This is a genomic window from Bradyrhizobium sp. STM 3561 (genome assembly GCF_045571455.1).
GTDB lineage: Bacteria > Pseudomonadota > Alphaproteobacteria > Rhizobiales > Xanthobacteraceae > Bradyrhizobium > Bradyrhizobium vignae.
The window spans coordinates 1,654,220-1,679,754 of record NZ_CP120695.1; the positions used below are offsets into that span (position 1 = coordinate 1,654,220).

The window sequence follows — 25,535 nt, forward strand, 5'->3', positions numbered from 1 at the left end:
TTCGCCATGGCGTGCGGGCCTTTTTCGTTAGGCCAGCTTCGTACTGACGGTCACGGTAACGCCTGCGAGCATCAATCCCTGGTCCAGTCCTCTAGCCGCAACCCGGCGATACGCTGGAATTCGGCGGTGTTGTTGCTGACAAGCGGCAGGCCGCGCGCCATCGCTTGACCGGCGCTCAAGATGTCATAGGGACCGATTGGTGTGCCGTGCTTCGCAAGCTCCGCCCGGATCTCGCCCGCGGCTCGCGCGTCCTCTTGGTCGAGGTCGAGGATGTCGAGATCGGAAAATAGAAGGCGAAGCGTTTCCATCCAGCACTGTCAGCCGGTCGGGCAAAACACCGGAACAGCCAGTCAATCCCTTCCGTAAAAATATTTCACTTTTCCGAATTTCGGATTTATGGCATAGGGCTGTCATCCCGATCCTGCCAGAGGGGCGCTTCGCGATCGTCACGAGATGCGGGTCGGGGTGCGGTGGACGCGGCAGCGCCGGCGCGAAAGGCGATGACAGGGCGGGCAACCGTGAGTCATGCGCGGCGCGATACGACACGGCGCTGTCACAGCGGCCAAGCTGGATCTTGCGGGGTGAGCACACGCGAGCCTCGGATGCGTCCGGCAGGGCCGTCCGCGGACGGAGAAGTCGTGTGGTCCCGACGCCCGGGGTTCTGGCGTCAAACTTCGCGGTGATGTGGCAGCCAACCGGCACGCGCATCGATCAGCGGCGAGGCGACGGGGGCAATAGTGCAACGCTCCCCGAGGAGAGCACGAAGAACACCGTTAAAACCATCCGCGCAGGGAAGGCCGGCGACCGGCATCACCTGTGATCCACCCCGTGTGCGTTTCCGATGCACGCGGACCGCGGGTGCCGCCGGCGCCCGACCTTCCCTGCGCCCTCTGGCTTTCACGGGGCGTGAACGAACAGCAAAGCTCGGGCGAAAGAAGCCGCGAGAATGCGCAGGTATGTCTACGAGGCAGAGGGCTGATGGAAAAGCAAGCCGGTGCCATAGACGCCGTCATTGCGAGCCAACGGGTCCGCGCGAAGCGCGGCCCGATGACAGGCTCCGCGAAGCAATCCAGACTGTCTCCGCAGAACGATTCTGGATTGCCTCGCTGCGCTCGCAATGACGCTGGGGTGAACGCGTGCCTCCAAGCCTCACGAAACTTGCGCAAAAAGAAGCCCGGTCGCGGTGGCGACCGGGCTTTCGTCGTGAGATTTGATCGTGCGCCCTTACGCGGCCGTCGAAGCCTTCTGCGCGGCCTTCGCCGCAGCGGCTTCGGCCTCGTCGCGGCGGATCTCCGACAGCTTCTTCTGGACCTGCTCGGAGAAGATGTACTGCGCCGGGCGCTGCTTGGAGAGGTCGATCTCCGGCGCCATCGGGCCGCTCGTCCGGACGCCGCGCAGCGCCACCCACATCGCCTTCAGCGGGTTGTTGAAAGCTGCGGCCGCCGCGGTCGGCTCGTAGCCGCAATGGGCCATACAGTCGGCGCACTTCTCGTAGCGGCCGGTGCCGTAGCTGTCCCAGTCGGTGGTCTCCATCAGCTCCTTGAAGGTTTTCGCGTAGCCTTCACCGAGCAGGTAGCAGGGCTTCTGCCAACCAAAAATGTTGCGCGCGGGCATGCCCCACGGCGTGCACTCGTATTCCTGGTTGCCGGCGAGGAAGTCCAGGAACAGGCCGGAATGCATGAAATTCCACTTCTTGCCCTTGCCCATCGCAAAGACGTCGCGGAACAGCTTCTTGGTCTTGGTGCGGTTGAGGAAGTGCTCCTGGTCCGGCGCGCGCTCATAGGCATAGCCCGGGGACATCGAGACGCCGACGCCGAGCTCGGTGGTGAAGTCGAGGAATTTGGCGATCTCCTCGGCCGGGTGGCCGTCGAAGATGGTGGCGTTGACGTTGACGGTGAAGCCACGCGCCTTGGCGGCCTTGATCGCCGAAACGGCGCGGTCGAACACGCCCTTCTGCGACACCGCCTTGTCGTGGTGATCGCGCAGACCGTCGAGATGCACCGAGAAGAACAGGTAGGGCGAGGGCTCGAACAGGTCGAGCTTCTTCTCGAGCAGCAACGCGTTGGTGCAGAGCGAGACGAACTTCTTGCGCGCAACGAGGCCGCGTACGATCTCTCCGATCTCCTTGTGGATCAGCGGCTCGCCGCCGGGAATGGCGACCATCGGCGCGCCGCACTCGTCGGCGGCGTCCCAGCACTCCTGCGCGGTCATGCGGCGGTTGAGGATCGCATCCGGATAATCGATCTTGCCGCAGCCGACGCAGGCGAGGTTGCAGCGGAACAGCGGCTCCAGCATCAGCACGAGCGGGTAGCGCTTGCGGCCAAGCAGTTTCTGCTTGAGCAAATAGCCGCCGATACGCATTTCCTTGAAGAACGGGATAGCCATTACAGTTTCTTTCTGGGCTTTGAATTCGGATGGGTCAGCTCGCGGCCAGTTGGGCCGGAAGCCGGAATTCGATGTCTTCCTCGCGGCCCGGCAACACCGAGACCTTCACGGGTCCGATCCGCCGCATCGCTTCGATCACGTCATCCACGAGTACCTCGGGCGCCGAAGCACCGGCCGTGACGCCGACGGTCCTCGCATTCTTCAACCACTCCGGATTGAGCTCGCTGCCGTCGGCAATCAAATAACTCGCGACGCCGGCTTCAGTGCCGATTTCGCGGAGCCGGTTCGAGTTCGAGCTGTTGGCAGCGCCCACCACCAAGATCACGTCGACCAGCTTGCTCAGGTTCCTTACCGCAGATTGGCGGTTCTGTGTCGCATAGCAGATATCCCGGATATCCGGGCCTTGAATATCTGTAAAGCGGGCCTGAAGGGCCGCGATGATGTCCCTGGTGTCGTCGACCGACAACGTGGTCTGGGTGATGTAGGCCACTGGCGTATCCGCCGGCAGGGTCAGGGCCTTAACCTCTTCAACGCTCTGGACAAGCTGCACCGGCCCCGGGACCTGGCCCATCGTGCCCTCGACTTCGGGGTGGCCGGCATGGCCGATCAGGATCAGGGTCCGGCCCTTGCCGATGTAGCGCTTCCCCTGATTGTGAACTTTCGTGACCAGCGGGCAGGTGGCATTGAGCACCGGGAGGTTGCGCGCGGCGGCCTCTTCCTCGACGCTGCGGGCGACGCCGTGGGCGCTGAACACCGTCACCGATTTCGGCGGAACCTCGGAGAGCTCCTCGACGAAGATTGCGCCTTTGTTCTTCAGGCTCTCGACGACGTATTTGTTATGCACGATCTCATGGCGCACATAGACGGGCGGGCCGTACTTCTCCAGCGCCCGCTCCACGATCTCGATCGCACGCACCACGCCTGCGCAGAAGCCGCGCGGCTGCGCCAGATAAACTTCCATTGGACGCCCATCACGCAAGTTGCACCAATCCGCTTCAATGTCCCCGGCGGCACCCAGATACTGACCAATGAACTGCAATATCCGCACCATTGGTTCGCGCATGCGGTAGCCTGCCCACCCCGTAGGGCTCCGGCGCATGCAGGCGCAATACTTTGTGTCAAAAAATCGGCAATAGGGAAAGCCCGGAACTCTGTTGGACCGATTCTGAGGTATTTTAGTAAGGCATACGGGGGTGCGCAAGCGCGCGGCATTCGTGCATCGTCCTTCGTCACTTTCCCGCCTCAACTCCACGGCTATACCGGCCGCCCCGCATGATTTTGCCGCGGCCTTGCGCCGTTTACCTCGAACCTTCTCGGGGCGAGAACCATCAAAACAGCAATAGGTTTCGCCCGGGAACTCCGATAAACAGCGGGCGTTTCCGGCAAGCTGTTAACCGCAGAAAGAAAAGAAGTGCTGCAAAGCGTCGTCGTCGCCATCGTCAGGGCCTGCACCCGGTTTGCCTCCCTCGTCGTCATTCTCGGGCTCCTGCTGTCGGTGGGAGCGGGCTATTACGCTGCGCGCCACTTCGCCATCAACACCGACATCAACTCGCTGATTTCTCAAAATCTCGACTGGCGCAAACGTGACCAGCAATTCGACCAAGCGTTTGATCAAAACGAAACGATTCTCGCCGTCATCGAGGCCCGGACGCCGGAGATGACGAGCGCCGCAGCAAACGCGCTCTATGCCAGATTGAAGGACGACAAGACCCACTTCCAGTCGATGCAGCAGCTCGGCAGCGGCGAGTTCTTCGAGAAGAACGGCCTGTTGTTCCTGCCGACCGAGGAGGTCGCCAAGATCACCGGCCAGTTCGAATCCGCCGCGCCCCTGATCGAGATCATGGCCGGCGATCCCTCGATCCGCGGCCTCACCGGCGCGCTGGAGACCGGCCTTGCCGGCGTCAAGCGCGGTCAGGTCAAGCTCGACAACACCGAGCGGCCCTTCAACCTGATCGCGCAGACGGTCGAGACCGTGCTCAACAAGGGCAATGCCAGCTTCTCCTGGCGCGAGCTCGTCAGCGACGAGCCGTTGAAGGATTCGGACAAGCGCGCCTTCATCGAGTTCAAGCCGATCCTCGACTATAACGCTTTGGAGCCCGGCAAGGATGCGACCGACGCGATCCGCAAGGCCGCCGCCGATCTCGATTTCCCAAACAAGTACCAGGCGCGGGTGCGGCTGACCGGCCCGGTCCCGATCGCCAACGAGGAATACGCCACCGTCCAGGAAGGCGCCGTCGTCAACGGCGTCGGGACCGTCCTCGTCGTGCTGCTGATCCTGTGGCTGGCGCTGCATTCGGCGAAGATCATCTTCGCCGTCTTCGTCAATCTCTTCGTAGGCCTTGCGATCACGACCGCGGCCGGCCTGATGATGGTCGGCTCGCTCAATCTGCTGTCGATCGCCTTTGCGGTGCTGTTCGTCGGCCTCGGCGTCGATTTCGGTATCCAGTACAGCGTCCGCTACCGCTCGGAGCGCTACAAGGTCGACCATCTCTCGAGCGCGCTGGTGCTGGCGGCCAAGCGCTCGGCGGTGCCGCTGTCGCTGGCGGCTATGGCCACTGCGGCGGGCTTCCTCTGCTTCATGCCGACCGATTACAAGGGGATCTCGGAGCTCGGCCAGATCGCCGGTGTCGGCATGCTGGTGGCGTTCGTGTCCAGCATCACCGTGCTGCCGGCGCTGCTCAAGCTTCTGAATCCGCCCGGCGAACCGGAGCCCGTCGGCTATGCTTTCCTGGCGCCGCTCGATCATTTCCTCGAGAAGCATCGCGTGCTGATCGTCGGCGGCACGCTGCTGCTCGCGCTTGGCGGCCTGCCGCTGCTCTACTTCATGAAGTTCGACTTCAACCCGATGAACCTGCGCAACCCGAAGGCCGAATCGATCGCCACCTTCCTCGACCTGCGCAAGGACCCGAACACCGGGGCCAATGCCGTCAACGTGATGACGACGTCGGAAGAGCAGGCGAGGCAGGTCCAGGCGAAGCTGGAGAAGGTGCCCGAGGTGCTCCGGGTGATGTCGCTCGACAGCTTCGTGCCGCAGGACCAGCAGCCGAAGCTGAAGCTGATCGCACAGGGCGCCAAGGTGCTGAACCCGGCGCTCAATCCCGATCAGATCGATGCGGCGCCGACGGACCAGGAAAATGTCGAATCGCTGAAATCTGCGGTCGACAATCTGCGCCGAACGGCGGGCGACGCGAAGGGCCCAGGGGCGGTTGCCTCGCGCCGTCTTGCAGACGCGCTCGAAAGGCTCGCCAATGGCGACGAGGCCACGCGCAACAAGGCGCAGGACGTGTTCGTCACGCCAATGAAGATCGTGTTCGACCAGCTCAGGAACGCCATGCAGGCCGAGCCGGTCACCCTGAAATCACTGCCGCCCGATCTCGTCAGTGCCTGGAAGAGCAAGGACGGCATCATCCGCGTCGAGGCGCTGCCCAAGGGCGATCCCAATGACAACGACACGCTGCGCAAATTCGCCGCGGCGGTGCTCGCGGCCGAGCCGACCGCGATCGGCGGACCGGTCTCGATCCTGAAGTCCGGCGACACCGTGGTGAAGGCGTTCATCCACGCCGGTATCTATGCGCTGCTGGTGATCGGGCTATTGCTGTGGATCACGCTAGGCCGGTTCGTCGACGTGCTGATGACGTTGGTGCCGCTTCTGGTTGCGGGCGCGGTGACGCTCGAGATCTGCGTGTTGATCGGCCTGCCGCTGAACTTCGCCAACATCGTTGCGTTTCCGCTGCTGCTCGGCGTCGGCGTCGCCTTCAAGATCTATTATGTCGTGGCCTGGCGGTCGGGCAGGACAAACCTGCTCCAGACCAGCCTGACGCGTGCGATCTTCTTCAGCGCGCTGACGACGGCGACCGCGTTCGGCAGTCTGTGGCTGTCGAGCCACCCCGGCACGTCCAGCATGGGCAAGCTGCTGGCACTCTCGCTGGTGACGACGCTCGCCGCTGTGCTGCTGTTCCAGCCGGCCCTAATGGGCAAACCCCGCAATCTCAGGGAGTAGGCAGATGTCGCCGACGGGGTCGGCGGCGCCCTTCTGACCGGGCTTGGCTGCGGCCTTCGGAGCCGCGGGCGCAGGCGCGGTCGCGCCTGTCGTGGCTTGGGCTGCTTGGGGCCCCTGGGGTTTCGGCGCGGCGCCACCGGATTTCTGCACGCCCTTGGCCATGGCGTTCGCAGGACTCGAGGGGATTGGCGGGCCGACCCGGGTCCAGGTCTCGCCGCCGCAGAGGAAGCCCATCACGCAGCCCTTGATTTCGAGCTGATCGGGACCGGCCGGCGTTATGGTTGCGCTGTAGAGCTGGCCGTCCTTGGCGTTGTAGACCTGTCCTTCCCACTGATCGACGCCGGGCTTCTTCTTCATGTCGATCAGGGTTGCCATGCCCAGGGTCGGCCTGTTCTTTTTCGAGACATCCGGATTGTTCTCGTCGCGGCCGCCGGGCTGCTTTTCCCAGGAGACCGCACCCCACATGCTGCCATTGCATTGGGCGACACGGATGTTGGCGACGCCGTCAGCGACCCGCCAGTCGCCGGTGGGATCGGCGGCGAGGGCTGGGGTCAGGCAGGCGTAACCGCCAGCCAGTATAATTCCGGTGTAAAGGGCCGAACGCATGAGTGTTCCTTGGCAGTGCAACATGGTCTAAAGCTGTGCTTGCGAAGATGGTCCGAAAAAGGGCAAAAGGCCGCACAGACCGTTTACAGTAATGGTCCGGTTTTCAGTTGACGAGACGGCCCTCAAGCGAAGTATGTAGCGGATGCACAGCCCAAATCCAGACATGTCTCAGCTATTCGCGGACCGTCAGGCCCAGCGCAGCACCCTGCACAATCGGTATCTGAACGAGCAGTTCGTTCGGGTTCTCAAGACCATCGGCTACGATGTCGGCTTCCAGAAGGGCCAGGGGCAGTATCTCTACGACCGCGAGGGCGCTCGCTATCTCGACCTGTTGTCCGGCTTTGGCGTGTTTGCGATCGGGCGCAATCATCCTGTCATGCGGGATGCGCTCAAGAGCGTGCTCGATGCCGACCTTCCCAACCTCGTCCAGTTCGATGTCTCGACGCTCGCCGGCGTGCTGGCCGAACGGCTGCTGAAATACGTTCCCTATCTCGACAAGGCGTTCTTCGCCAATTCCGGCGCGGAATGCGTCGAGGCCGCGATCAAGTTCGCGCGCGGCGCTACCGGCCGGCCCGGCATCGTGTATTGCGCCCACGGCTATCACGGCCTGACCTATGGCGCGCTGTCGCTGACCGGTGACTCGAATTTCCGCACCGGCTTCGAGCCGCTGCTGCCGGGCTGCACCCCGATCCCATTCAATGATCTGGCCGCGCTGGAAAAGGCGCTGGCCTCGCGCGAGGTCGCGGCCTTCGTCGTCGAGCCGATCCAGGGCAAGGGCGTCAACATGCCCACCGACGAGTTCCTGCCCGGCGCGGCCGCGCTCTGCAAGAAATACGGCACGCTGTTCGTCGCCGACGAGATCCAGACCGGTATGGGCCGCACCGGCCGCTTCCTCGCGGTCGAGCACTGGAACGTCGAGCCCGACATGGTGCTGCTGTCGAAGTCGCTGTCCGGCGGCCACGTGCCGGTCGGCGCGGTGCTGACGCGCAAGAGCATCTTCGACAAGATCTTCAACCAGATGGACCGCGCGGTGGTGCACGGTTCCACGTTCTCGAAGAACGACCTCGCGATGGCCGCGGGCATTGCCACGCTCGACGTGATGGAATCCGAGAAGCTCATCGAGGCGGCCGCCAAGCGTGGCGCCGAGCTGCGCCTTGCGCTGACGCGCATGGTGCCCGGCTACGAGCTGTTGAAGGAAGTCCGCGGCAAGGGCCTGATGATTGGCATCGAGTTCGGCCCGCCGAAATCGCTGCGCCTGCGCGCCTCGTGGAACGTGCTGGAGGCCGCCAACAAGGGCCTGTTCTGCCAGCTCATTACCGTGCCGCTGTTCAAGGATCACAAGATCCTCACGCAAGTGGCGGGCCACGGCAGCCACACCATCAAGCTGCTGCCGCCGCTCACCATCACCGAGGAAGACTGCAGCTGGATCGAGCGCGCCTTCGACGACGTCATTGCAGGCAGCCACAAGGTCCCCGGTGCGATCTGGTCGCTCGGCAAGACGCTGGTCGACAACGCGGTGAGAAGGTCGGCTTAAGGCTGATCATTCAGGCGGCCTTGGGCTTGTTCGGGGTCTCGATGCGATCGAGCGCCTTGCCGAGCCGGGCTCTCGACTTTTCTCGTCATCGCTTCAGAAAACACCGCATTGAACAGCGGCAGGACGTCGCCATCCTTCTCGACCGCGAGAATGGCGCGGCGCTGCGTCGCATAGATCATCGGGATGTCCATCCAAGCTCTGCTTCGGATCAGAAGCGAATTGTTGGACGCGTCCTGCGAGACAGCGGAGAGACCCATCAGGAAATGCCGGTCGTCGATCCTCACCGATAGCGCGGCAATCGGTGCACCCTTGGCCGCTTCGTTGCTCTTCATGAGCAGGCCCATGACCTGTTTGATACTGCCGCCGGCGAAATCGAGCGAAGGCGCGAATTCGATCTGCACCGTGTGAGTGGCGGGCAGGGACGAATCGAAATTGCGTCGAATGGAGCGTGTCATCCGCAGATTTCGCGAAGGCACTTCGACGTCGCCGCGAACCGTGACGTCGCCGGGCGGGGCAGACGCATCTGTCGTCGGTTCTACCCGCCAGGTGACTTGTCCGACCGCGCGATCGCCCTTCGGGTTGCCAATGCTCTCTTCATAGAGGACAGCGCGCATCGTGGTGGCTAGTCCATTACGGGACGCTGCCGGTCCGCACGAGGCTATCGTCGAGGTGAAGACAATCACGAGAAAAAGAATGCGGTGCATGACGCCGAATTAGCAGCGATCGGTCAATGGTGCAACCATACGGTGCAGCTTCGCTGCCCTCTAGGAGCGCCTTTACCCCTCCACATTCGCCTTCATCGCCGCGTCGAACTTATCGACGAACTCGGCGAGCTCGTCGGCGCCGAGATCACTGACGGCCCAGAAGTTCAGGCCGCGGTCACCCCAGCGGCGGCAGTTGAAGCCCTGCATCGACTGCGTCTTCGGCGGCCGGTGCTCGGTGCTCGCGGTTTGCGACACGAACAAATTGATCACGTGCTGCCGACGCTTGTAGACGACGGCGCCGATGGCGCGCGCATCAATATAGTCGAGCCGGCCGCCGACCAGGGTAAAACCCTGCGCGGTGAGATCGATCACGGGCGGGGCGACGTCGAGCTTGCCGTTGAACCAGGGCTTGACGGTGTGCTGGTCGGTGGAGACGACGTCGGTGAGGTGGCCGGCCTGGAGCGAGCGCAGATGCGCGGAGACGACCTCCGACAAGATGCGCTGCTGGTCGTCCTGGCGCAACACCACGGCAACAACGCCGGAAGCGGCGAGCGCGGAGACCGCCGAGCCCATCGCAAAGCCGCGCAGCACGGCGCGGCGCGACGGCTGCTGGCGCTGCGCCTGCGAGGCTTCGATCCGGCTGCGCAGGCTTGCCGGTGCGGTGTAGCGTAAATTGGTGTCGGCGAGCACGCGCTGCATCTCGCGCTGTGCGGCAAGCTCGACTGTGCAGTTCGGGCAGCCGGCGACATGGGCTTCGACCTCGCGCGCATGGCCGGCGTCGAGCTCGTTGTCGAGCAACGCGTGAAGCAGGATCCTTGCTTCGTCGCAGGTCATCTTGCTTGCTCCTCTCCCGCCATCCAGGCCGCGCGCAGCATGGCGCGGGCGCGGGCGAGGCGGGACATCACGGTACCGACGGGGACGCCGACGGCTTCGGCGATTTCACGATAGGACAGATTGTTGATTTCGCGCAGCACGAAGGTCTCCTTGAACGGTTCGGCGAGCGTGTCGATCAGCTTGCGGATCGCGCCGGCATCGCGGCTGCGCAGCACTTCGGTTTCCGGATTCGCTTCGGTCTCCTGCCAGAGCGGCGTCTGCTCGGCGGCGCCGGGAGTATCCTCGATCGGGGTCGGTCTGTGCGCGCGCCGCGCATATTCGGCGTTACAGACGTTGCGCAGGATCGCGAACAGCCAGGGCTTCATTGCCGGCCCGCGATAACTGTCAAAATGCTTCAGCGCGCGCAGATAGCACTCCTGCACCGCGTCTTCGGCGTCGGAGGCGTCGCGCAGCAGGTAGCGCGCGAGCGTATAGACGTCGTCGAGATGGGGCAGCGCCGCTTCGCGGAAACGCTGCGCCTTCTGTACATCGTCGGTGGCGGGCATCGCTCCTCGCTTTGCCTCTGCGTCTTGTTTTGCCGTCATCGAACACGCACGCGCCCGGCCGGCGTGGGACCACCGGCCGGGCAAGACGTTGATGCCTAGGTTGAAGACGTTACTCAACCTTGATCATCCCCGTCATGTGCGGGTGCAGCGAACAAAAATACTTGTACTCGCCCGCATTGGTGAAGGTGAAGGAGAACTTGTCGTCGGTGTCCAGGGTCTTGGACCTGAACTTGCCCGCCGACACCACGGTGTGCGGAATGTCGTCCCGGTTGGTCCAGGTCACGGTGGTGCCGACCTTGATCTTGAGCTCGGCCGGCTGGAACACGAAATTGTCGATGTGCACGTCCATGTCGTCGGCGCGGGCTTTTGTTGCGGGCAACAGCATGGCTGCGGCCAAGGCCAGACCGAGCTGGACACCGAAGTCACGGCGATTGAGTGTCTTCATTGTCAGCTTCCGTTCAAACTCAGCCCTGAAGCGGTGTGTCGATGATCGCGAGCCGCTGCTCGTTCTGCTTGAAACTGATGCTGGCGACGCCGAGCATGGAGCGGAGCTTTGCGTCCTCGACCTTCATCGGTCCGGGCGAGGGGGCGGCCCCCGGTGCCGGCTGCGGGAAGGCGGTCGAGCGCGCGGTGTGGAAGGTGACGTTGCCCTCGACCTTCTGCATCACCTGATGGATGTGCCCGTTCAGCACGGTGACCGAGCCAAAACCCTTGACGTATTCCAGCGCGCGGCCACCATCCTCGGTTCCCCAGCCCCATTGCGGGTAGACCGTCCACAGCGGGATGTGCGCGAACAACACGATCGGCGTCGATTTCGACTTGCCGCGGAGATCGTCCTCCAGCCAGGCGAGCTGCTCGGCGCCGAGATTGCCGAGGCCGCCAGCCTTGAGATCGACGACGTTGACGAGGCCGATGAAGTGCACGCCGCCGGCGTCGAAAGAGTACCAGCCGTACCCCTTGGTGCCGCGGCCGTAGCGTTCGCGATAGAGCTTCACCTCCTCGTCGATGAAATCGTGTTCGCCGGGCACGTAGTGCACGTCGAGCTTGGTCTGCGAGATGATCCTCTCGGCATTGTCGAACTCGGCGGCTTTCGACAAATGGGTGATGTCGCCGGTGTGGATCATGAAGGAGGGTTTCGCCGGCATTGCGTTGATCTTGTTCACGGCCTCCTCCAGCGTGCCGAGCGCGTTGGGATTGGCCGGCTTGTCGAAGCCGACATGGCTGTCGCTGATCTGGAGGAAGCTCATGCCGGGCGCGGCCGCGGTCGCGGCCTCAGCGGAATCGATGATGCCGAGCGAGCGCGGCACGCCGCCCGTGACGGTCCAGAGCACTCCGGTGCCGGCCCAGGTCATGCATTCGAGCACCTTGCGGCGGCTGACGCCGTCATCCCCGTGATCTTGTCCGCTCATAGCGCCTCTCCACGTCGCCCGGAATTGGGCTTCGGGGACGTGATCAGGGGAGGGGCGGGTTTATTCCTGAATGGGATGACGATTTCGTGAGTGCAGTCCCGTGTCCCGGGCAAGGCGCAGCACCGCTTTGCGCTGCGCCGCGTCCGGGACACGATAGCGGCTACTTCGCATCCTCCAGGATCATCGTCGCCCCCTTCTCCGCAATCATCGCGGTCGGCGTGTTGGTGTTGCCCGAAGTGATCGTCGGCATGATCGAGGCATCGACGATGCGCAGGCCGCTGAGGCCATAGAAGCGCAGGCGCTCATCCACCACCGCCATCGGATCGTTTGCCGTGCCCATCTTGGCGGTGCCGACGGGGTGGAAAATGGTGGTGCCGATGTCGCCAGCAGCTTTGGCCAGCGAGGCGTCGTCGTCGCCGACCGTCGGCCCCGGCAGGTACTCGCTGGGCCGGTATTTTGCCAGCGCCTTCTGCTGCATCAGGCGGCGCGTGGTGCGAATGGCGTCGGCGGCGACCTGGCGATCGTCGTCGGTCGAGAGGTAGTTCGGCGCGATGATCGGCTTCTCGTCCGGGCTCGCGCAACGCAGCCGCACGGTGCCGCGCGAGGTCGGCTGGAGGTTGCAGGCGCTGACGGTGATCGCAGGGAAACGATGCAGGGGATCGCCGAACTTGTCGAGCGACAGCGGCTGCACGTGGAACTGGATGTTGGCGCGGGCGCGCGTCGCATCGGAGCGCGTGAAGATGCCGAGCTGCGACGGCGCCATGGTCAGCGGTCCGCGGCGGCGGAAGGCGTAGTCGAGCCCCATCAGGCCACGGCGGAACAGATTGTAGTAGGTCTCGTTCAGCGTGCGTACGCCCTCGACCTTGTAGATCGCGCGCTGCTGGAGGTGATCCTGGAGGTTGCGCCCCACACCGGGCTTGTCCATCACGATGTCGATGCCGAGCGGCGACAGCCAGTCGGCGGGTCCGATGCCGGAGCGGTGCAGCACCTGCACCGAGCCGATTGCGCCGGCCGAGAGCACCACCTCGCGCTTCGCGCGCACCTCGACGATCTCGCCGTTCTGGATGAATCGCACGCCGACAGCGCGGCCCTGCTCGATGATGAGACGGTCGACCAGCACGTGCTTCTCGAGCCGCAGATTGGGGCGCCTCAAGGCGGGCTTGAGGAAGCCGCGCGCCGAGGACCAGCGCCGGCCGCGCTTCTGGTTGACGTGGAAGTAGCTGGTGCCTTCGTTGTCGCCGGTGTTGAAATCCGGGATGCGCTTGATGCCCATCTCCTCGGCGGCGTCACCGACCGCGTCGAGAATGTCCCATGACAGCCGCGGCGCCTCGATGCGCCAGCCGCCGCCGGCGCCGTGATGCTCGCTGGCGCCGAGGAAGTGGTCCTCGATACGCTTGAACAGCGGCAGCACGTCGTCATAGCCCCAGCCGGTCAGGCCAAGCTGGCGCCAGTGATCGTAATCGGCAGCCTGTCCGCGCATCGAGATCATGGCATTGATCGCCGAGCAGCCGCCGATCACCTTGCCGCGGGGATAAGCCAGCGAACGGCCGTTCAGGCCGGGCTCAGCCTCGGTCTTGAACATCCAGTCGGAACGGGGATTGCCGATGGCGAAGAGATAGCCGACGGGGATGTGGAACCAGATCCAATTGTCGTCGCCTCCGGCTTCAAGGACGAGAACGCGATTGCTGCGATCGGCTGACAGCCGGTTCGCGACGATGCAGCCCGCCGTCCCGGCTCCGACGACGATGTAGTCAAACTCACCTTCAAGCCGCCTTGGCATTCTGTTTCCACCCGGATGGTCACTTAACGTTCCGTCCTAATAGGCAGACCCGCCGGACCGGGACAAGCCCGGCCATGTCCGTTCGTCAGGGCCAGACCCCGATCCCAGGGAGTTGGGTGGACTGACGCTTGCATGATAGACAGTCCTGTATTCCCATATTCCCAAGAAGGCTTGAGACCCTCCATGCCCATCGTGAACCGTGTCGCCGACCTCCAACCCGATATTCAGGCCTGGCGCCGGGACATCCATGAGCACCCCGAGCTGCTGTATGACGTTCACCGCACTGCAGCATTCGTCGCGGATCGCTTGCGGGAGTTCGGCTGCGACGAGGTCGTGACCGGCCTCGGCCAGACCGGCGTCGTCGGTGTGATCAAGGGCAACAGGCCAGCCGGCGAGGGGCTCAAGGTCATCGGCATGCGTGCCGACATGGACGCGCTGCCGGTGGAGGAGCAGACCAATCTGCCTTACGCCTCCAAGACGCCCGGCAAGATGCACGCCTGCGGCCATGACGGCCACACTGCGATGCTGCTGGGTGCCGCCCGCTATCTCGCCGAGACCCGCAATTTTGCCGGCGATGCCGTGGTGATCTTCCAGCCCGCCGAGGAGGGCGGCGCCGGCGGCGCGGCAATGGTCAAGGACGGCCTGATGGAGCGCTTCGGCATCGAGCAAGTCTACGGCATGCACAACGGTCCGGGCATCCCAATCGGCTCGTTCGCGATCAGGCCGGGTCCGATCATGGCAGCGACCGACGAGGTCGACATCATGATCGAGGGTGTCGGCGGCCACGCCGCGCGTCCGCACAAATGCGTCGATTCCGTGCTGGTCGGCGCGCAGGTGATCACGGCACTGCAGTCGATCGTCGCGCGCAGCGTCGATCCCCTTGAATCCGCGGTGATCTCGATCTGCGAATTCCACGCCGGCAACGCCCGCAACGTCATTCCGCAGACCGCGACGTTGAGAGGCACCATCCGCACGCTGTCGCCGGAAGTGCGCAAGCTGGTCGAGAAGCGCGTGCATGAAGTCGTGGCCGGCGTCGCACAGATCACCGGCGCCAAGATCGACCTGCACTACAAGCGCAATTATCCCGTCGTGAACAATCATGCGGCGGAGACCGAGGTGGCGCGTCGCATTGCCACGCAGGTCGCGGGCGAGGCCAATGTGCACGAGATGGCGCCGCTGATGGGCGGCGAGGATTTCGCCTACATGCTGGAAGCGCGGCCCGGCGCCTTCATCTTCTGTGGCAACGGCGACAGTGCCGGCCTGCACCATCCCGCCTACAATTTCAACGACGAGGCGATCGTCTACGGCACGTCGTATTGGGTGAAGCTGGTCGAGGAACAGCTCGCGGCGTCGTAATGCCGAGTCGTTCACCTTGTCCCGCTTGCTGTAGGCAATGGCGATGAGGTTCGGGCTCGGGCACTGACAGTAACCACAGCGTCATGGCCGGGCTTGTCCTGGCCATCCACGCCTTACCACGCAGTGCATAGAACGTGGATGCCCGGGACAAGCCGGGCATGACGACGTGTGCTGAATGTGCAAGGCAATTGCCCTTCCCCGTAAGAACGGGGAGAGGGAGAGATCACCTTGGATGCCGCGTCGGACGTTTTCTGGAACTGGGCGACTTGGGATTCCGGCAGCGCGCGGTTGAGCGCATAAGCAGTCGGCACGGTGCCGATCAGGATCAGCATGATCAGGCCCATGCCCTTCTGGCCGTCGTTCGAGCCGTGCGCGAAGCTGACGCCGGTGCAGGTTGCTATCAGCAGGCCGCCGCTCTGGTTTCCCTGCCAATACTCAGGCGGCCCGTGCAGCCTTCTTCTGCAAGCCGGCAGCGATCTTCAAATCATCGACAAAGCGCTGATACTCCAGCACCTTGGATTCCGGATCGGGCAGCCGCAGCAGATAAGACGGATGCACCGTCACCAGCGCCTTGCGTCCGTCGGGAAGGTCCATGAGCCGGCCGCGGTTCTTGCCGATCGGGGTGATCTTGCCGAACACGCTTTGCGCGGCGGTGGCGCCCATCGCCACGATGAGATCCGGCTGGATTGCCGAAACTTCCCGCTCATACCATTGCCGGCACGCCCGGATCTCAGGTGTGTTCGGCTTCTGGTGCAGGCGGATCTTTCCGCGCGGCACGAATTTGAAGTGCTTCACGGCATTGGTGACATAGACCTTCTTGCGGTCGACGCCGGCCTCCTCCAGCGCGCGGTCGAGCATCTGTCCGGCCGGACCGACAAAGGGATGGCCGGCGAGGTCTTCCTTGTCGCCGGGCTGCTCGCCGACCAGCATGACGTTGGCGTTCTTCGGGCCCTCGCCAAACACGGTCTGCGTCGCATCCTTGTAGAGATGACAGGCGCGGCAATGGGCGGCTTCCTCGCGGAGCATTTCGAGATCGTCGGCAGCTGGCTTGCGTTTCATCGGAGCCTCCGGCCGCTTCTGAGGCTTATGCGGATCGGTTGCGGCATTGGCGATCATGGCGCCGGTCATGCGCTCGGCGTCCTCTATCAAGGGCTTAATGATCGAAGCCTCGGGCAGGTTCCTCCAATATTTCTTCGGCATCTCGGCCTGCATCGCCTTCACCTTGAGCCGGGCCGGATTGAAGATGCTGGCGTAGTAGCGCCGCCAGGTTTCCTCCAGCCGGTCATCGCCCGGTGCCTCGCTCTTGCTGACACCCGGCGTGAACGAGAGCGCGTGGCCGTCCCAATGCGCGCATAGATCGGGCGTCAGGATCGACCAGGGCATGTCGACAAAGCGCTTGGCGAAGAACGGCGCGGCGAGCTCGACGATGTGATGCTCCGGCTCGAACCAGGCGACGTAATGGGCCTGGCGTTCGCGGCCGATCTCGCGGAAGCGGACGAAGGCATGCATCTTGTGCTCGTCGCGATAGACCGCTCTCGCCATGGAAGTGACCTGCGCGACATCAGGGTCGGTTGCGACCTCGATGAGATCGTGGTTGTCCTTCAGCCGGAACAGCAGACGATAGAGGATCGCAAAACGCTCGACATCGCGGTGCAGAATTGCGGCCTTGGCGAGCTCGACGAATTTTGCGGATACGTTGAAGGTGCCGTCGTTCACCTCGAGGATCGGAGACGGCGCGGATGGCGCGAATAACTCTGCTTCGCCGCCTCGCACGGTCCAGGTGACATCGCGCGGCTCCACATGATGTAGTACGAGCGTACGCGCGGCTTTGCGCCAGCCGCCGAAATCGGTTTCGGTGTCGAGGATGATGTACTGCATCAGAAGCCAAATCCCAGTTGCGTTGCTTTCGGCCTGAATCGTTCGATCAGCCCGGCAGCGTCGAGCTGATGCGGTGAGGGGCGGTGATCGCTGAGGACGATGAACGGCAGCGCCTTGTTTCGCGGCACGTGCAGTCGCGTGAGATCGGCCACGCGGATCGTGCTGGTGCGCCGCGTCGCGATGATACGTTCGACCGCCTTGGTGCCGAAGCCCGGCACGCGCAGCAGTTCCTCGCGGCTGGCGCGGTTGACGTCGAGGGGGAAGCGGTCGCGATGGCGCAGCGCCCAGGCGAGCTTTGGATCGATGTCGAGCGGCAGCATCGCGCTGTCGTCGACGATCTCGCCGACGTCGAAGCCGTAGAACCGCATCAGCCAGTCGGCCTGGTAGAGCCGGTGCTCGCGCAGCAGCGGTGGCTGTATCAGTGGCAAAGCGCGGCTCGCATCGGGGATCGGGCTGAAGGCGGAGTAGTAGACGCGCCGCAGCCGGTAGGCGCCGTAGAGATTGGCACTGGTGTGGAGAATGGTGTGATCGGAGGCCGCGTCGGCACCGACGATCATCTGCGTGCTCTGGCCGGCCGGCGCGAAGCGCTGCGGTTTTGCCTTGGTTTTTGCGCTGCGGCTGTCCTCGGCTTCGTCGAGCTTGAGCCGCAGCCGGCCCATGGTGCGGCGGATCGCGCGGACGTCCTTCTCCGGCGCGAATTGCTGCAGGCTCGTCTCCTCAGGCATCTCGATGTTGATGGAGAGGCGGTCGGCATATTTGCCGGCCTCCGCGATCAGCGCGTCGTCGGCTTCGGGAATGGTCTTCAGGTGGATGTAGCCGCGGAAGTGATGCTCCTCGCGCAGTTTTCGCGCGACGCTGACCACCTGCTCCATGGTGTAGTCGGGGCTGCGGATGATTCCGGAGGAGAGGAACAGGCCCTCGATGTAATTGCGCCGGTAGAAGTCGAGCGTCAGCTTGACCACCTCCTCGATGGTGAAGCGGGCGCGTGCTACGTTCGAGGAGGCGCGGTTGACGCAATAGAGACAATCGTAATTGCAGGCGTTGGTCAGCAGTACCTTGAGCAGGGAGATGCAGCGTCCGTCCGGCGCATAGGAATGGCAGATGCCCATGCCTGGCGCGGTCGAGCCCATGCCCTTGCCGTCGCTGGAATCCCGTTTCTCGGTGCCGCTGGAGGCGCAGGACGCGTCGTATTTGGCGGCATCCGCCAGAATCTCCAGCTTGCGTTGTACGTCCATCCTGGAATCCCCTTGATTCAGCTCATGAATCCCTGAGCGCGCAATTCGATTGACTCTGTGGCCGCCGTTAGCTTTATATTAGAACATATCATGAACAAATGAGCCAGCCGTTGGTTCTTCTTTTGAGGACCACGGCACCAATCTCTGAAGGAGCGGCGAGCATGAGCGGCGCACGTGGAAGCGCGCTTGCGATCTTGCGCGGCCAGATCGAGCGCATCGAGACCGCGGAGGTCGCGCATCAGCACGAGCGCGTCGCGCTCGGCCATAGCGAGGCCGACGCTGCGCTGAAGGGCGGGCTGGCGCGCGCGGCAATCCACGAGGTGTTTTGCGAAGGACGCCAGGGCGCGGCCGCCACCGGCTTCGTCATGGGGCTTGCTGGGCGCGTCTGCGCGCGTCGACCGCTGTTGTGGGTGCGGCAGGATTTTTCGGAAATCGAAACCGGCGCGCTGTCGATGAGCGGCCTCGCCGAGCTCGGGCTCGACCCGCGCCGCGTAGTGATGGTGCGTGCCGCCGATGTCGAGAGCGCGCTGCGCACTTCTGCCGATGCACTCGCCTGCGATGCGCTGGGGGCCGTCGTGATCGAGCTCTGGGGCGAGATCAGGCAGTTCGATCTCGTCGCGAGCCGTAAGCTGACGCTCGCTGCGCAAGGCTCGGGCGTTACCGGTCTGATGCTGCGCATGGCCGCGCAGCCGCTGCCCTCCACCGCGGAGACACGATGGATGTTGCGGGCGGCGCATTCGCCGCCGGGCTCGATGTGGAGCGCCTGGGGCGCGCCGGTGTTCGATGCCGAGCTCTTGCGCAATCGTCATGGCCCCTGCGGCCGGTGGATCATGGAATGGAGTTGTGATGAGTGCCAGTTCAGCGAGCCGTCGACGTATCCTCAGCCTGTGGCTGCCGCGCCTGCCCATCGACCGGATCCAGCGCTTCTTCAGCAGCGCCGGGCTGGGTAAGGCCAATCATGAGCCGAGCATCGTCGTCATCAAGGACAACAATGCGCTGGTGATCCATGCGCTGGACGAGGCCGCCGAGCGCCTCGGCCTGTACATCGGCCAACCCCTGGCCAATGCGCGGGCGATGTGTCCTGACTTGAAGGTGTTCGATGCCGATACCGTCGCCGATGCCAAGACGCTCAGCGACATCGCCGACTGGTGCGACCGCTTCACGCCGCTGGTGGCGTTCGATGCGCCGCACGGGCTGTTCCTCGATATCACCGGCTGCGCGCATCTGTTCGGCGGCGAAGCCGCGCTGTTGCGAACACTGGTCCGCGCGCTCGGCCGGCAGGGCTTTGCCGTCAGCGCGGCGATCGCGGGCACTTCGGTCTGCGCCCGCACGCTGACGCGGCAGGCATCCGGCACCATCGTGGCCGATGGCGGAGAGGCGGAGGCGATCAGCGGGCTGCCGGTGTCCGCGCTCGGTGCGGGCGAGGCCATCACCACCGGCTTGCGTCGCGCCGGCTTGAAGACCATCGGCGATGTCGCCTCGCGCGAGCCGCACGAGATCACGGCGCGGTTCGGTGCGCGGTTCTCAACCCTGCTCGCGCATGCGCTCGGACAGGGCGATGCGCCGATCAATCCGCGCAAACCGCTGCCCGATTACATCGTGGAGAAGCGCTTTGCCGAGCCGATCGCGACCGACACGATGATTGCGATGACGCTGTCGCGGCTCGCCGACACGCTTGTTACGTCCATGGAGAAGCAGGGCAAGGGCGCGCGGCGGCTGGAGGCCGCCTTCTTCCGCACCGACGGCGTGGTGCGGGCGATCACGATCGAGACCGGACGTCCGGTGACGCGAAGCGCCGTGATCGACCGGCTATTCCGCGAACGCCTCGATGCGCTCGCCGATCCCCTCGATCCCGGTTTCGGCTTCGATATGGTGCGGCTGTCGGCGAGCCGCACCGAGATCGTGGTGCAGGAGCAGCGCGATCTCGATGCCCATGTCCACGACAATGACGAGCTTGCCGCGCTGATCGACCGCATCGCCGCGCGCATCGGGGGAAAACGCGTCGTCGTGCACCTGCCGCAGGAGACCCATATCCCCGAAAGCGCGGTGCTGGTTGCATCGGCGCAGCATCATCTCACCTCTGCCATGCAGGCCGAATGGCCGGCGCGCACCGAGAGCGAGCCGCCGCTGCGTCCCTTAAGGCTGTTCGACAAGCCGGAGCCGATCAAGGTGCCGTTCGCGACCGTGCCTGATGGTCCGCCACACCAATTCACCTGGCGGCGTGCGCTGCATGCGGTGGTGAGGGTGGAAGGGCCCGAGCGCATCGCGATGGAATGGTGGCGGCAGGACGGCAAGCAGCTGACGCGGGATTATTTCCGCATCGAGGATGCCGAGGGCCTGCGTTTCTGGATCTTTCGCGATGGTCTTTACGAGGGAGAGGTGTTCGACGGCGACGGCAAGCCCGCTTCTCCCGGCTGGTATGTGCATGGTCTCTTCGCATGAATACGCCCGCTTATGCCGAGATCGGCATCACCACCAATTTCTCCTTCCTGCGTGGCGGCTCGGATCCGCGCGCCTATGTGCATCAAGCCAGCGCTTTGGGAATTCCGGTGATCGGCATCGCCGATCACAACACGCTCGCCGGTGTGGTGCGGGCCTACAAGGAACTCGACAATGACGAGGTGCTGCACAAGCCGAAACTGCTGATCGGCGCCCGCATCGTCTTCATCGACGGCACGCCCGACATCCTGGTCTATCCGCACGACCGCGCGGCCTATGGCCGGCTGTGCCAGCTTCTCACCCGGGGCAAGCGCGGCGACGACATCACGCGGATCGAGAAGGGCGAGTGCCGTCTCACTTTCGTCGATCTCCTCGAGTTTTCGGAAGGCCAGCTCCTGGTCCTGACGCTACCGCATCGTTTCGACCCGGCGCAGGCGCTGGATGTTCTCGCAAAGCTCAAGGGCAGTCGCGCCGAGGGCGTGTGGCTGGCGGCGAGCCTGCTCTATCGCGGCGACGACCGCCGCCGCCTGGCGCGGCTCGACGATCTCGCGGTAAAAGCCAAAGTGCCGCTGCTCGCGACCAACGAGGTGCTCTATCACGATCCCGGCCGCCGGCCGCTTCAGGATGTGCTCACTTGCATCCGGGAGAAGACCACGATCGAGGCGGTCGGGCGAAAGCTCGAGGCCAATGCCGAGCGATTCCTGAAGACGCCGCGCGAAATGGCGCGGTTGTTCCGCGATTTCCCCGAGACGATCGCGGAGACCATACGCTTTGCGGACAGGATCGACTTCTCGCTCGACCAGCTCAAATACCAGTACCCGGACGAGCCGGTGCCGCCGGGCAAGACCGCGCAGGGACATCTGGAGGACCTGACCTGGGCCGGCGTGCAAAAGTATTTCGGTGGCGAGATCGACGACAAGCTGCGCGCCACCTTGAAGAAAGAGCTCGCGCTGATCGCCGAGCTGAAATACGCGCACTACTTCCTCACCGTGCACGACATCGTCCACTACGCGCGCAGCCAGAACATTTTGTGCCAGGGGCGGGGATCGGCGGCCAACTCGGCCGTCTGCTACGTGCTCGGCATCACCTCGGTCGACCCGACCAAGGTCGATCTGTTGTTCGAACGCTTCATCTCCAAGGAGCGGCTGGAGCCGCCCGACATCGACGTCGATTTCGAGCATTCGCGGCGCGAGGAGGTGATGCAATATGTCTATCGCCGCTACGGCCGCCACCGCGCCGCGATCATCGCTACCGTCATCCATTATCGCCCGCGCAGTGCCATCCGCGACGTCGGCAAGGCGCTTGGCCTGACCGAGGACGTCACCGCCGCGCTCGCCGACACCGTCTGGGGCAGCTGGGGCAAAGGCCTCAACGACATGCAGGTCAGGCAGGCCGGGCTCGATCCCAACAATCCCATGATCAACCTTGCGGTCGAGCTTGCGACCGAGCTGATCGAATTCCCGCGCCATCTCTCCCAGCATGTCGGCGGCTACGTGCTCACCCAGGACCGGCTCGACACCTATGTGCCGATCGGCAATGCCGCGATGGACGACCGCACCTTCATCGAATGGGACAAGGACGATGTGGACGCGCTTCATATGATGAAGGTCGACGTGCTGGCACTGGGCATGCTGACCTGCATCAGGAAATGTTTCGATCTGATCGACCAGCACAAGGGCGAGCGTCTTGTGCTGGCGAGTGTCCCGCAGGACGATCCCAGGGTTTACGACATGTTGTGTGCCGGGGAATCGCTCGGCGTGTTCCAGGTCGAGAGCCGTGCGCAGATGAACATGCTGCCGCGTCTGAAGCCGCGGACCTTCTACGATCTCGTCATCGAAGTCGCGATCGTGCGCCCCGGGCCGATCCAGGGCGACATGGTGCATCCTTACTTGAGGCGACGCAACGGGCTCGAGCAGGTGAGCTATCCCTCGCCCTCACCGGAGCATGGCGACAAGGACGAACTCTACAAGGTGCTGCACAAGACGCTCGGTGTCCCGCTGTTCCAGGAGCAGGCGATGCGCATTGCGATCGAGGCCGCACATTTCACCTCCGAGGAAGCCAACGGCCTGCGCCGCTCGATGGCGACCTTCCGCAATGTCGGCACCATCGGCCAATACGAGGAGAAGCTGATCGGCAACATGATCCGGCGTGGCTACGATCCCAATTTCGCCAAAAGCTGCTTTGACCAGATCAAGGGATTTGGCTCCTACGGCTTTCCGGAGAGCCATGCGGCGAGCTTCGCGCAGCTGGTCTACATTTCGTCGTGGCTGAAGCACTACCATCCCGATGCTTTCTGCTGCGGTCTGTTGAACTCCCAGCCGATGGGCTTTTATGCGCCGGCGCAGATCGTCGGCGATGCCCGCAAGAACGGCGTCGAGGTCCGTGACATCGACGTGTCCTACAGCTTTGCGCAGAACACGCTGGAAAATACAGATGGCAAATTCTGCGCCGTACGCCTCGGCTTCCGCCAGATCGACGGTTTTCACTGGCTTGATCCTGATGAGGAGTTCCTGAAAAACGAGCAGGCAAAGCGGCAAAGCAAGGAATATGTCAGCCAGAAAGATTGGGCCGACCTTATCATTGCCGCCCGCAATCGCCGTCCTTTCTCCTCGCTGGAAGACTTCGCGCGCGATACCGGCCTGCCCAAGCGCGCGCTGATCCTGCTGGCGGATGCCGACGCCTTCCGCTCGCTCGGGCTCGACCGCCGCGAGGCGCTGTGGCAGGTGCGGCGGCTGCCCGACGACGTGCCGCTGCCGCTGTTCGAGGCGGCGACCGCGCGCGAGCAGCCGGACGAAGGCGCAAGACCGCTGCCGGCGATGCCGCGCGCCGAGCAGGTGGTCGCGGACTACCAGACCATCCGCCTGTCGCTGAAGGGCCATCCGATGGAATTTTTGCGCGAGATGTTTACGCGTGAGCGCGTGGTCGCCTGCAAGGAGATCAGCCATGAGAACGAGCGGCGTCGCGTCCGCTGCGCCGGCGTGGTCCTGGTGCGGCAGCGGCCGGGCAGCGCCAGCGGCGTCGTGTTCATGACGCTGGAGGACGAAACCGGCATCGCCAACGTCGTGGTGTGGCCCAAGATCATGGAGCAGTACCGCAAGGAGGTGATGGGCGCGCGCCTCATCCTGGTCGAGGGCTACATCCAGAGCAGCCCCGAGAAGGTGACGCATCTCATCGCCCAGCGCATGGTCGACCGCTCGCACGATCTGGTCGGATTGGCCAATGATGCGCTCAGCCGCAAGCATCCGGTGCCGGCAGGAGCCACCGTGGTCGAACCGCTCAACGAAGACCCTCGCGCGCTCGCAGACATGCCGGCGCAAAAAATCCGCCACCCCCGCAACGTCCGCATCCTGCCGCCGTCGCGCGATTTTCATTGAAGACACGGCGCGCAGGATGCCGCCACATCTCATTGCGAGCTCGCGATCACGAGTTTGATGATGCGGATCGCGCGCCACACTCTCAGTCGTCATGCCCGGGCTTGACCTGGGCATCCACGTCTCTCCGAGTGCTCCGGCACCGCGTGGATGGCCGGATCAAGCCCGGCCATGACGGTGGAGGAAGCCGCGCAAATCAGGCTCACTTCAAAAATTCACCCGGTTCGAGATCGCGCCATCCACGACAAGGTTCGATCCCGTCGTGAACCCCGATACCGGGCTTGCCAGAAACACCGCCGCGCTCGCGATCTCCTGCGGCGTTGCCATGCGGCCGGTCGGATTGCGGCTCATCGCATCCTTATAGCGTTCCGGCATGTTTTTCTCGATCATCTCCCAGACGCCGCCCTTGAAATAGACGGTGCCGGGTGAAACGACATTCACGCGGATCTTCTTCTTCGCATATTGCCGCGCCAGTCCCTTGGCCATGTGGATCAGCGCGGCCTTGATCGGACCGTAGGAACTCGCCGTGTCCGCCTGCGCCGCGGAGATCGACGAGATGATCACGAAGGCCGCATCGCCGCTGCTGGCACCGCTTGTCTCGAGAAACGGCCGCGCCGCGTCGAAAGCGTGCACGGCGCCGAGAACGTCGAGCCGGAAATTCTGCTCCCAGGACGCGGGATCGTGTCCTTGCGCCATTGCGCCGGCATTGGAGAACAGCATGTCGATGCCGCCGAGCTCCTTTGCTGCAGCCTCGATCCAGGATTTCAGGGCCGTGCCGTTGGTGACGTCGACCGGGCCGCCGGTGGCGTTGATGCCGCCCGCCTTCAACTCCGCGACAGTGGCCGCAACCTGGTCCGCATTGCGCGCGCAGACCGCGACATTGGCGCCTTCACCGGCTAGCGTCGTCGCGATCGCCCGCCCGATCCCGCGCGTGCCGCCGAGCACGATCGCGTTCTTGCCTTTCAGACCGAGATCCATCTTGGACTCCTTCTTTGTTTCTTGGTCGCAGGAAGTGTAGCTGCTTGAAGGGACACGCAGAAGCCTTCAAATCATCATTGCGAGGAGCTCTTGCGACGAAAGCAATCCAGACTGGATGCCGCAGCAACGATTCTGGATTGGTTCGCTTCGCTCGCAATGACGTGGAAGGAGATGCGCTCGCCTCACTCCGGCGCCGCGCCCACTGGCGGGCCGCCGGGCGGCCGGTGCAGGAAGGTCAGCGATGCGTAGGCGCCGACCCAGGAGCCGAGCGCCGCGAAGGCGACATAGAATGCATTCTCGGTGTAGCTGATCACCGCGTAGGATGAGAGCAGGTACCAGATCGCGCTCCAGGTCGCCGCCGGCACGCGCTTGCGCGCGACCACGGCCGAGGTGAACATCACATAGACCGCGTCGGTGGCCGCCGTCGCGACGAAGACGGCGCCTGCGGTGAGGGGATCGATGGCGGCCATTGCATTCCCTT

At 64.0% G+C, this 25,535-nt stretch carries 19 protein-coding genes and 2 pseudogenes; 6 read left to right on the plus strand and 15 right to left on the minus strand.

The features are described 5' to 3' along the window. Positions 1-71: 71 nt before the first annotated feature. The 3 genes and pseudogenes from P6U28_RS07455 to ispH all read right to left on the minus strand — a co-directional run. A pseudogene (locus P6U28_RS07455) lies at positions 72-308 on the minus strand (PIN domain-containing protein); the annotation flags it as partial. A 916-nt stretch (positions 309-1,224) separates the two neighbouring features. Then, positions 1,225-2,385, minus strand: a complete 1,161-nt coding sequence (gene hpnH / locus P6U28_RS07460) for an adenosyl-hopene transferase HpnH (protein WP_122404202.1) — start codon at positions 2,383-2,385, stop codon at positions 1,225-1,227. A gap of 34 nt (positions 2,386-2,419) precedes the next feature. Further along, the gene (gene ispH / locus P6U28_RS07465) at positions 2,420-3,346 is read right to left on the minus strand and encodes a 4-hydroxy-3-methylbut-2-enyl diphosphate reductase (protein ID WP_122404201.1); all 927 of its coding nucleotides are present in this window, start codon (positions 3,344-3,346) and stop codon (positions 2,420-2,422) included. A gap of 450 nt (positions 3,347-3,796) precedes the next feature. On the opposite strand from ispH, the gene P6U28_RS07470 reads away from it, so the two are divergent. Next, positions 3,797-6,385 carry an MMPL family transporter gene (locus P6U28_RS07470; RefSeq protein ID WP_122404200.1) on the plus strand — a complete coding sequence of 863 codons (2,589 nt, stop codon included), beginning with the start codon at positions 3,797-3,799 and terminating at the stop codon, positions 6,383-6,385. Here P6U28_RS07470 and P6U28_RS07475 read toward each other — a convergent pair. Beyond that, positions 6,353-6,991: a DUF2147 domain-containing protein gene (locus P6U28_RS07475; RefSeq protein WP_162500366.1), complete on the minus strand. Its 639-nt coding sequence runs from the start codon at positions 6,989-6,991 to the stop codon at positions 6,353-6,355. The genes P6U28_RS07470 and P6U28_RS07475 overlap by 33 nt on opposite strands. 142 nt (positions 6,992-7,133) lie before the next feature. Between P6U28_RS07475 and hpnO the strand changes: the two genes are divergently transcribed. Then, positions 7,134-8,525, plus strand: coding sequence for an aminobacteriohopanetriol synthase HpnO (gene hpnO / locus P6U28_RS07480; RefSeq protein WP_122404198.1), 1,392 nt, complete (start codon positions 7,134-7,136; stop codon positions 8,523-8,525). Here the strand turns inward: hpnO and P6U28_RS07485 are convergent. The 6 genes from P6U28_RS07485 to P6U28_RS07510 all read right to left on the minus strand — a co-directional run bounded on the left by P6U28_RS07485 (position 8,522) and on the right by P6U28_RS07510 (position 13,797). Next, a complete protein-coding gene (locus tag P6U28_RS07485; protein WP_145987024.1) occupies positions 8,522-9,229 on the minus strand; it encodes a hypothetical protein in 708 nt (235 codons plus the stop codon). The genes hpnO and P6U28_RS07485 overlap by 4 nt on opposite strands. A gap of 72 nt (positions 9,230-9,301) precedes the next feature. Then, complete coding sequence (locus P6U28_RS07490) at positions 9,302-10,063, minus strand: anti-sigma factor (protein ID WP_122404196.1); 762 nt, start codon at positions 10,061-10,063, stop codon at positions 9,302-9,304. Next, positions 10,060-10,608, minus strand: coding sequence for a sigma-70 family RNA polymerase sigma factor (locus P6U28_RS07495; RefSeq protein ID WP_162500365.1), 549 nt, complete (start codon positions 10,606-10,608; stop codon positions 10,060-10,062). Before P6U28_RS07495 ends, P6U28_RS07490 begins: the two co-directional genes overlap by 4 nt. A gap of 109 nt (positions 10,609-10,717) precedes the next feature. After that, entirely contained in the window at positions 10,718-11,053 is a 336-nt protein-coding gene (locus tag P6U28_RS07500) for a cupredoxin family copper-binding protein (RefSeq protein ID WP_122404194.1), read from the minus strand. 19 nt (positions 11,054-11,072) lie between these two features. Next, positions 11,073-12,017, minus strand: coding sequence for a metallophosphoesterase (locus tag P6U28_RS07505; protein WP_122404193.1), 945 nt, complete (start codon positions 12,015-12,017; stop codon positions 11,073-11,075). 160 nt (positions 12,018-12,177) lie between these two features. Further along, complete coding sequence (locus P6U28_RS07510; protein WP_122404192.1) at positions 12,178-13,797, minus strand: GMC family oxidoreductase; 1,620 nt, start codon at positions 13,795-13,797, stop codon at positions 12,178-12,180. A gap of 183 nt (positions 13,798-13,980) precedes the next feature. Between P6U28_RS07510 and P6U28_RS07515 the strand changes: the two genes are divergently transcribed. After that, positions 13,981-15,153 (plus strand): M20 aminoacylase family protein, encoded by a 1,173-nt coding sequence (locus P6U28_RS07515; RefSeq protein ID WP_122404191.1) that lies wholly within the window; start codon positions 13,981-13,983, stop codon positions 15,151-15,153. A 218-nt stretch (positions 15,154-15,371) separates the two neighbouring features. On the opposite strand, the pseudogene P6U28_RS07520 reads toward P6U28_RS07515, so the two are convergent. From P6U28_RS07520 to P6U28_RS07530, 3 genes and pseudogenes are all read right to left on the minus strand, one after another. Next, positions 15,372-15,563: pseudogene (locus tag P6U28_RS07520) on the minus strand (inorganic phosphate transporter); the annotation flags it as partial. A 25-nt stretch (positions 15,564-15,588) separates the two neighbouring features. Then, positions 15,589-17,031 carry a UdgX family uracil-DNA binding protein gene (locus tag P6U28_RS07525; protein WP_122404190.1) on the minus strand — a complete coding sequence of 481 codons (1,443 nt, stop codon included), beginning with the start codon at positions 17,029-17,031 and terminating at the stop codon, positions 15,589-15,591. Next, complete coding sequence (locus tag P6U28_RS07530; protein ID WP_122404189.1) at positions 17,031-18,266, minus strand: putative DNA modification/repair radical SAM protein; 1,236 nt, start codon at positions 18,264-18,266, stop codon at positions 17,031-17,033. Before P6U28_RS07530 ends, P6U28_RS07525 begins: the two co-directional genes overlap by 1 nt. Positions 18,267-18,427: 161 nt before the next feature. On the opposite strand from P6U28_RS07530, the gene P6U28_RS07535 reads away from it, so the two are divergent. The 3 genes from P6U28_RS07535 to P6U28_RS07545 are packed head-to-tail and all read left to right on the plus strand — an operon-like array spanning position 18,428 to position 24,079. Further along, complete coding sequence (locus P6U28_RS07535; protein WP_122404188.1) at positions 18,428-19,216, plus strand: ImuA family protein; 789 nt, start codon at positions 18,428-18,430, stop codon at positions 19,214-19,216. Continuing rightward, complete coding sequence (locus P6U28_RS07540; RefSeq protein ID WP_162500364.1) at positions 19,113-20,708, plus strand: DNA polymerase Y family protein; 1,596 nt, start codon at positions 19,113-19,115, stop codon at positions 20,706-20,708. The genes P6U28_RS07535 and P6U28_RS07540 overlap by 104 nt, the downstream gene beginning before the upstream one ends. Next, positions 20,705-24,079 carry an error-prone DNA polymerase gene (locus tag P6U28_RS07545; RefSeq protein ID WP_209294341.1) on the plus strand — a complete coding sequence of 1,125 codons (3,375 nt, stop codon included), beginning with the start codon at positions 20,705-20,707 and terminating at the stop codon, positions 24,077-24,079. Before P6U28_RS07540 ends, P6U28_RS07545 begins: the two co-directional genes overlap by 4 nt. Positions 24,080-24,283: 204 nt before the next feature. On the opposite strand, the gene P6U28_RS07550 is transcribed toward P6U28_RS07545, so the two are convergent. Both P6U28_RS07550 and P6U28_RS07555 read right to left on the minus strand, forming a co-directional pair. Continuing rightward, positions 24,284-25,054, minus strand: a complete 771-nt coding sequence (locus tag P6U28_RS07550) for an SDR family NAD(P)-dependent oxidoreductase (RefSeq protein WP_122404186.1) — start codon at positions 25,052-25,054, stop codon at positions 24,284-24,286. 182 nt (positions 25,055-25,236) lie between these two features. Then, complete coding sequence (locus tag P6U28_RS07555) at positions 25,237-25,524, minus strand: hypothetical protein (protein ID WP_129142952.1); 288 nt, start codon at positions 25,522-25,524, stop codon at positions 25,237-25,239. Positions 25,525-25,535 lie beyond the last annotated feature (11 nt).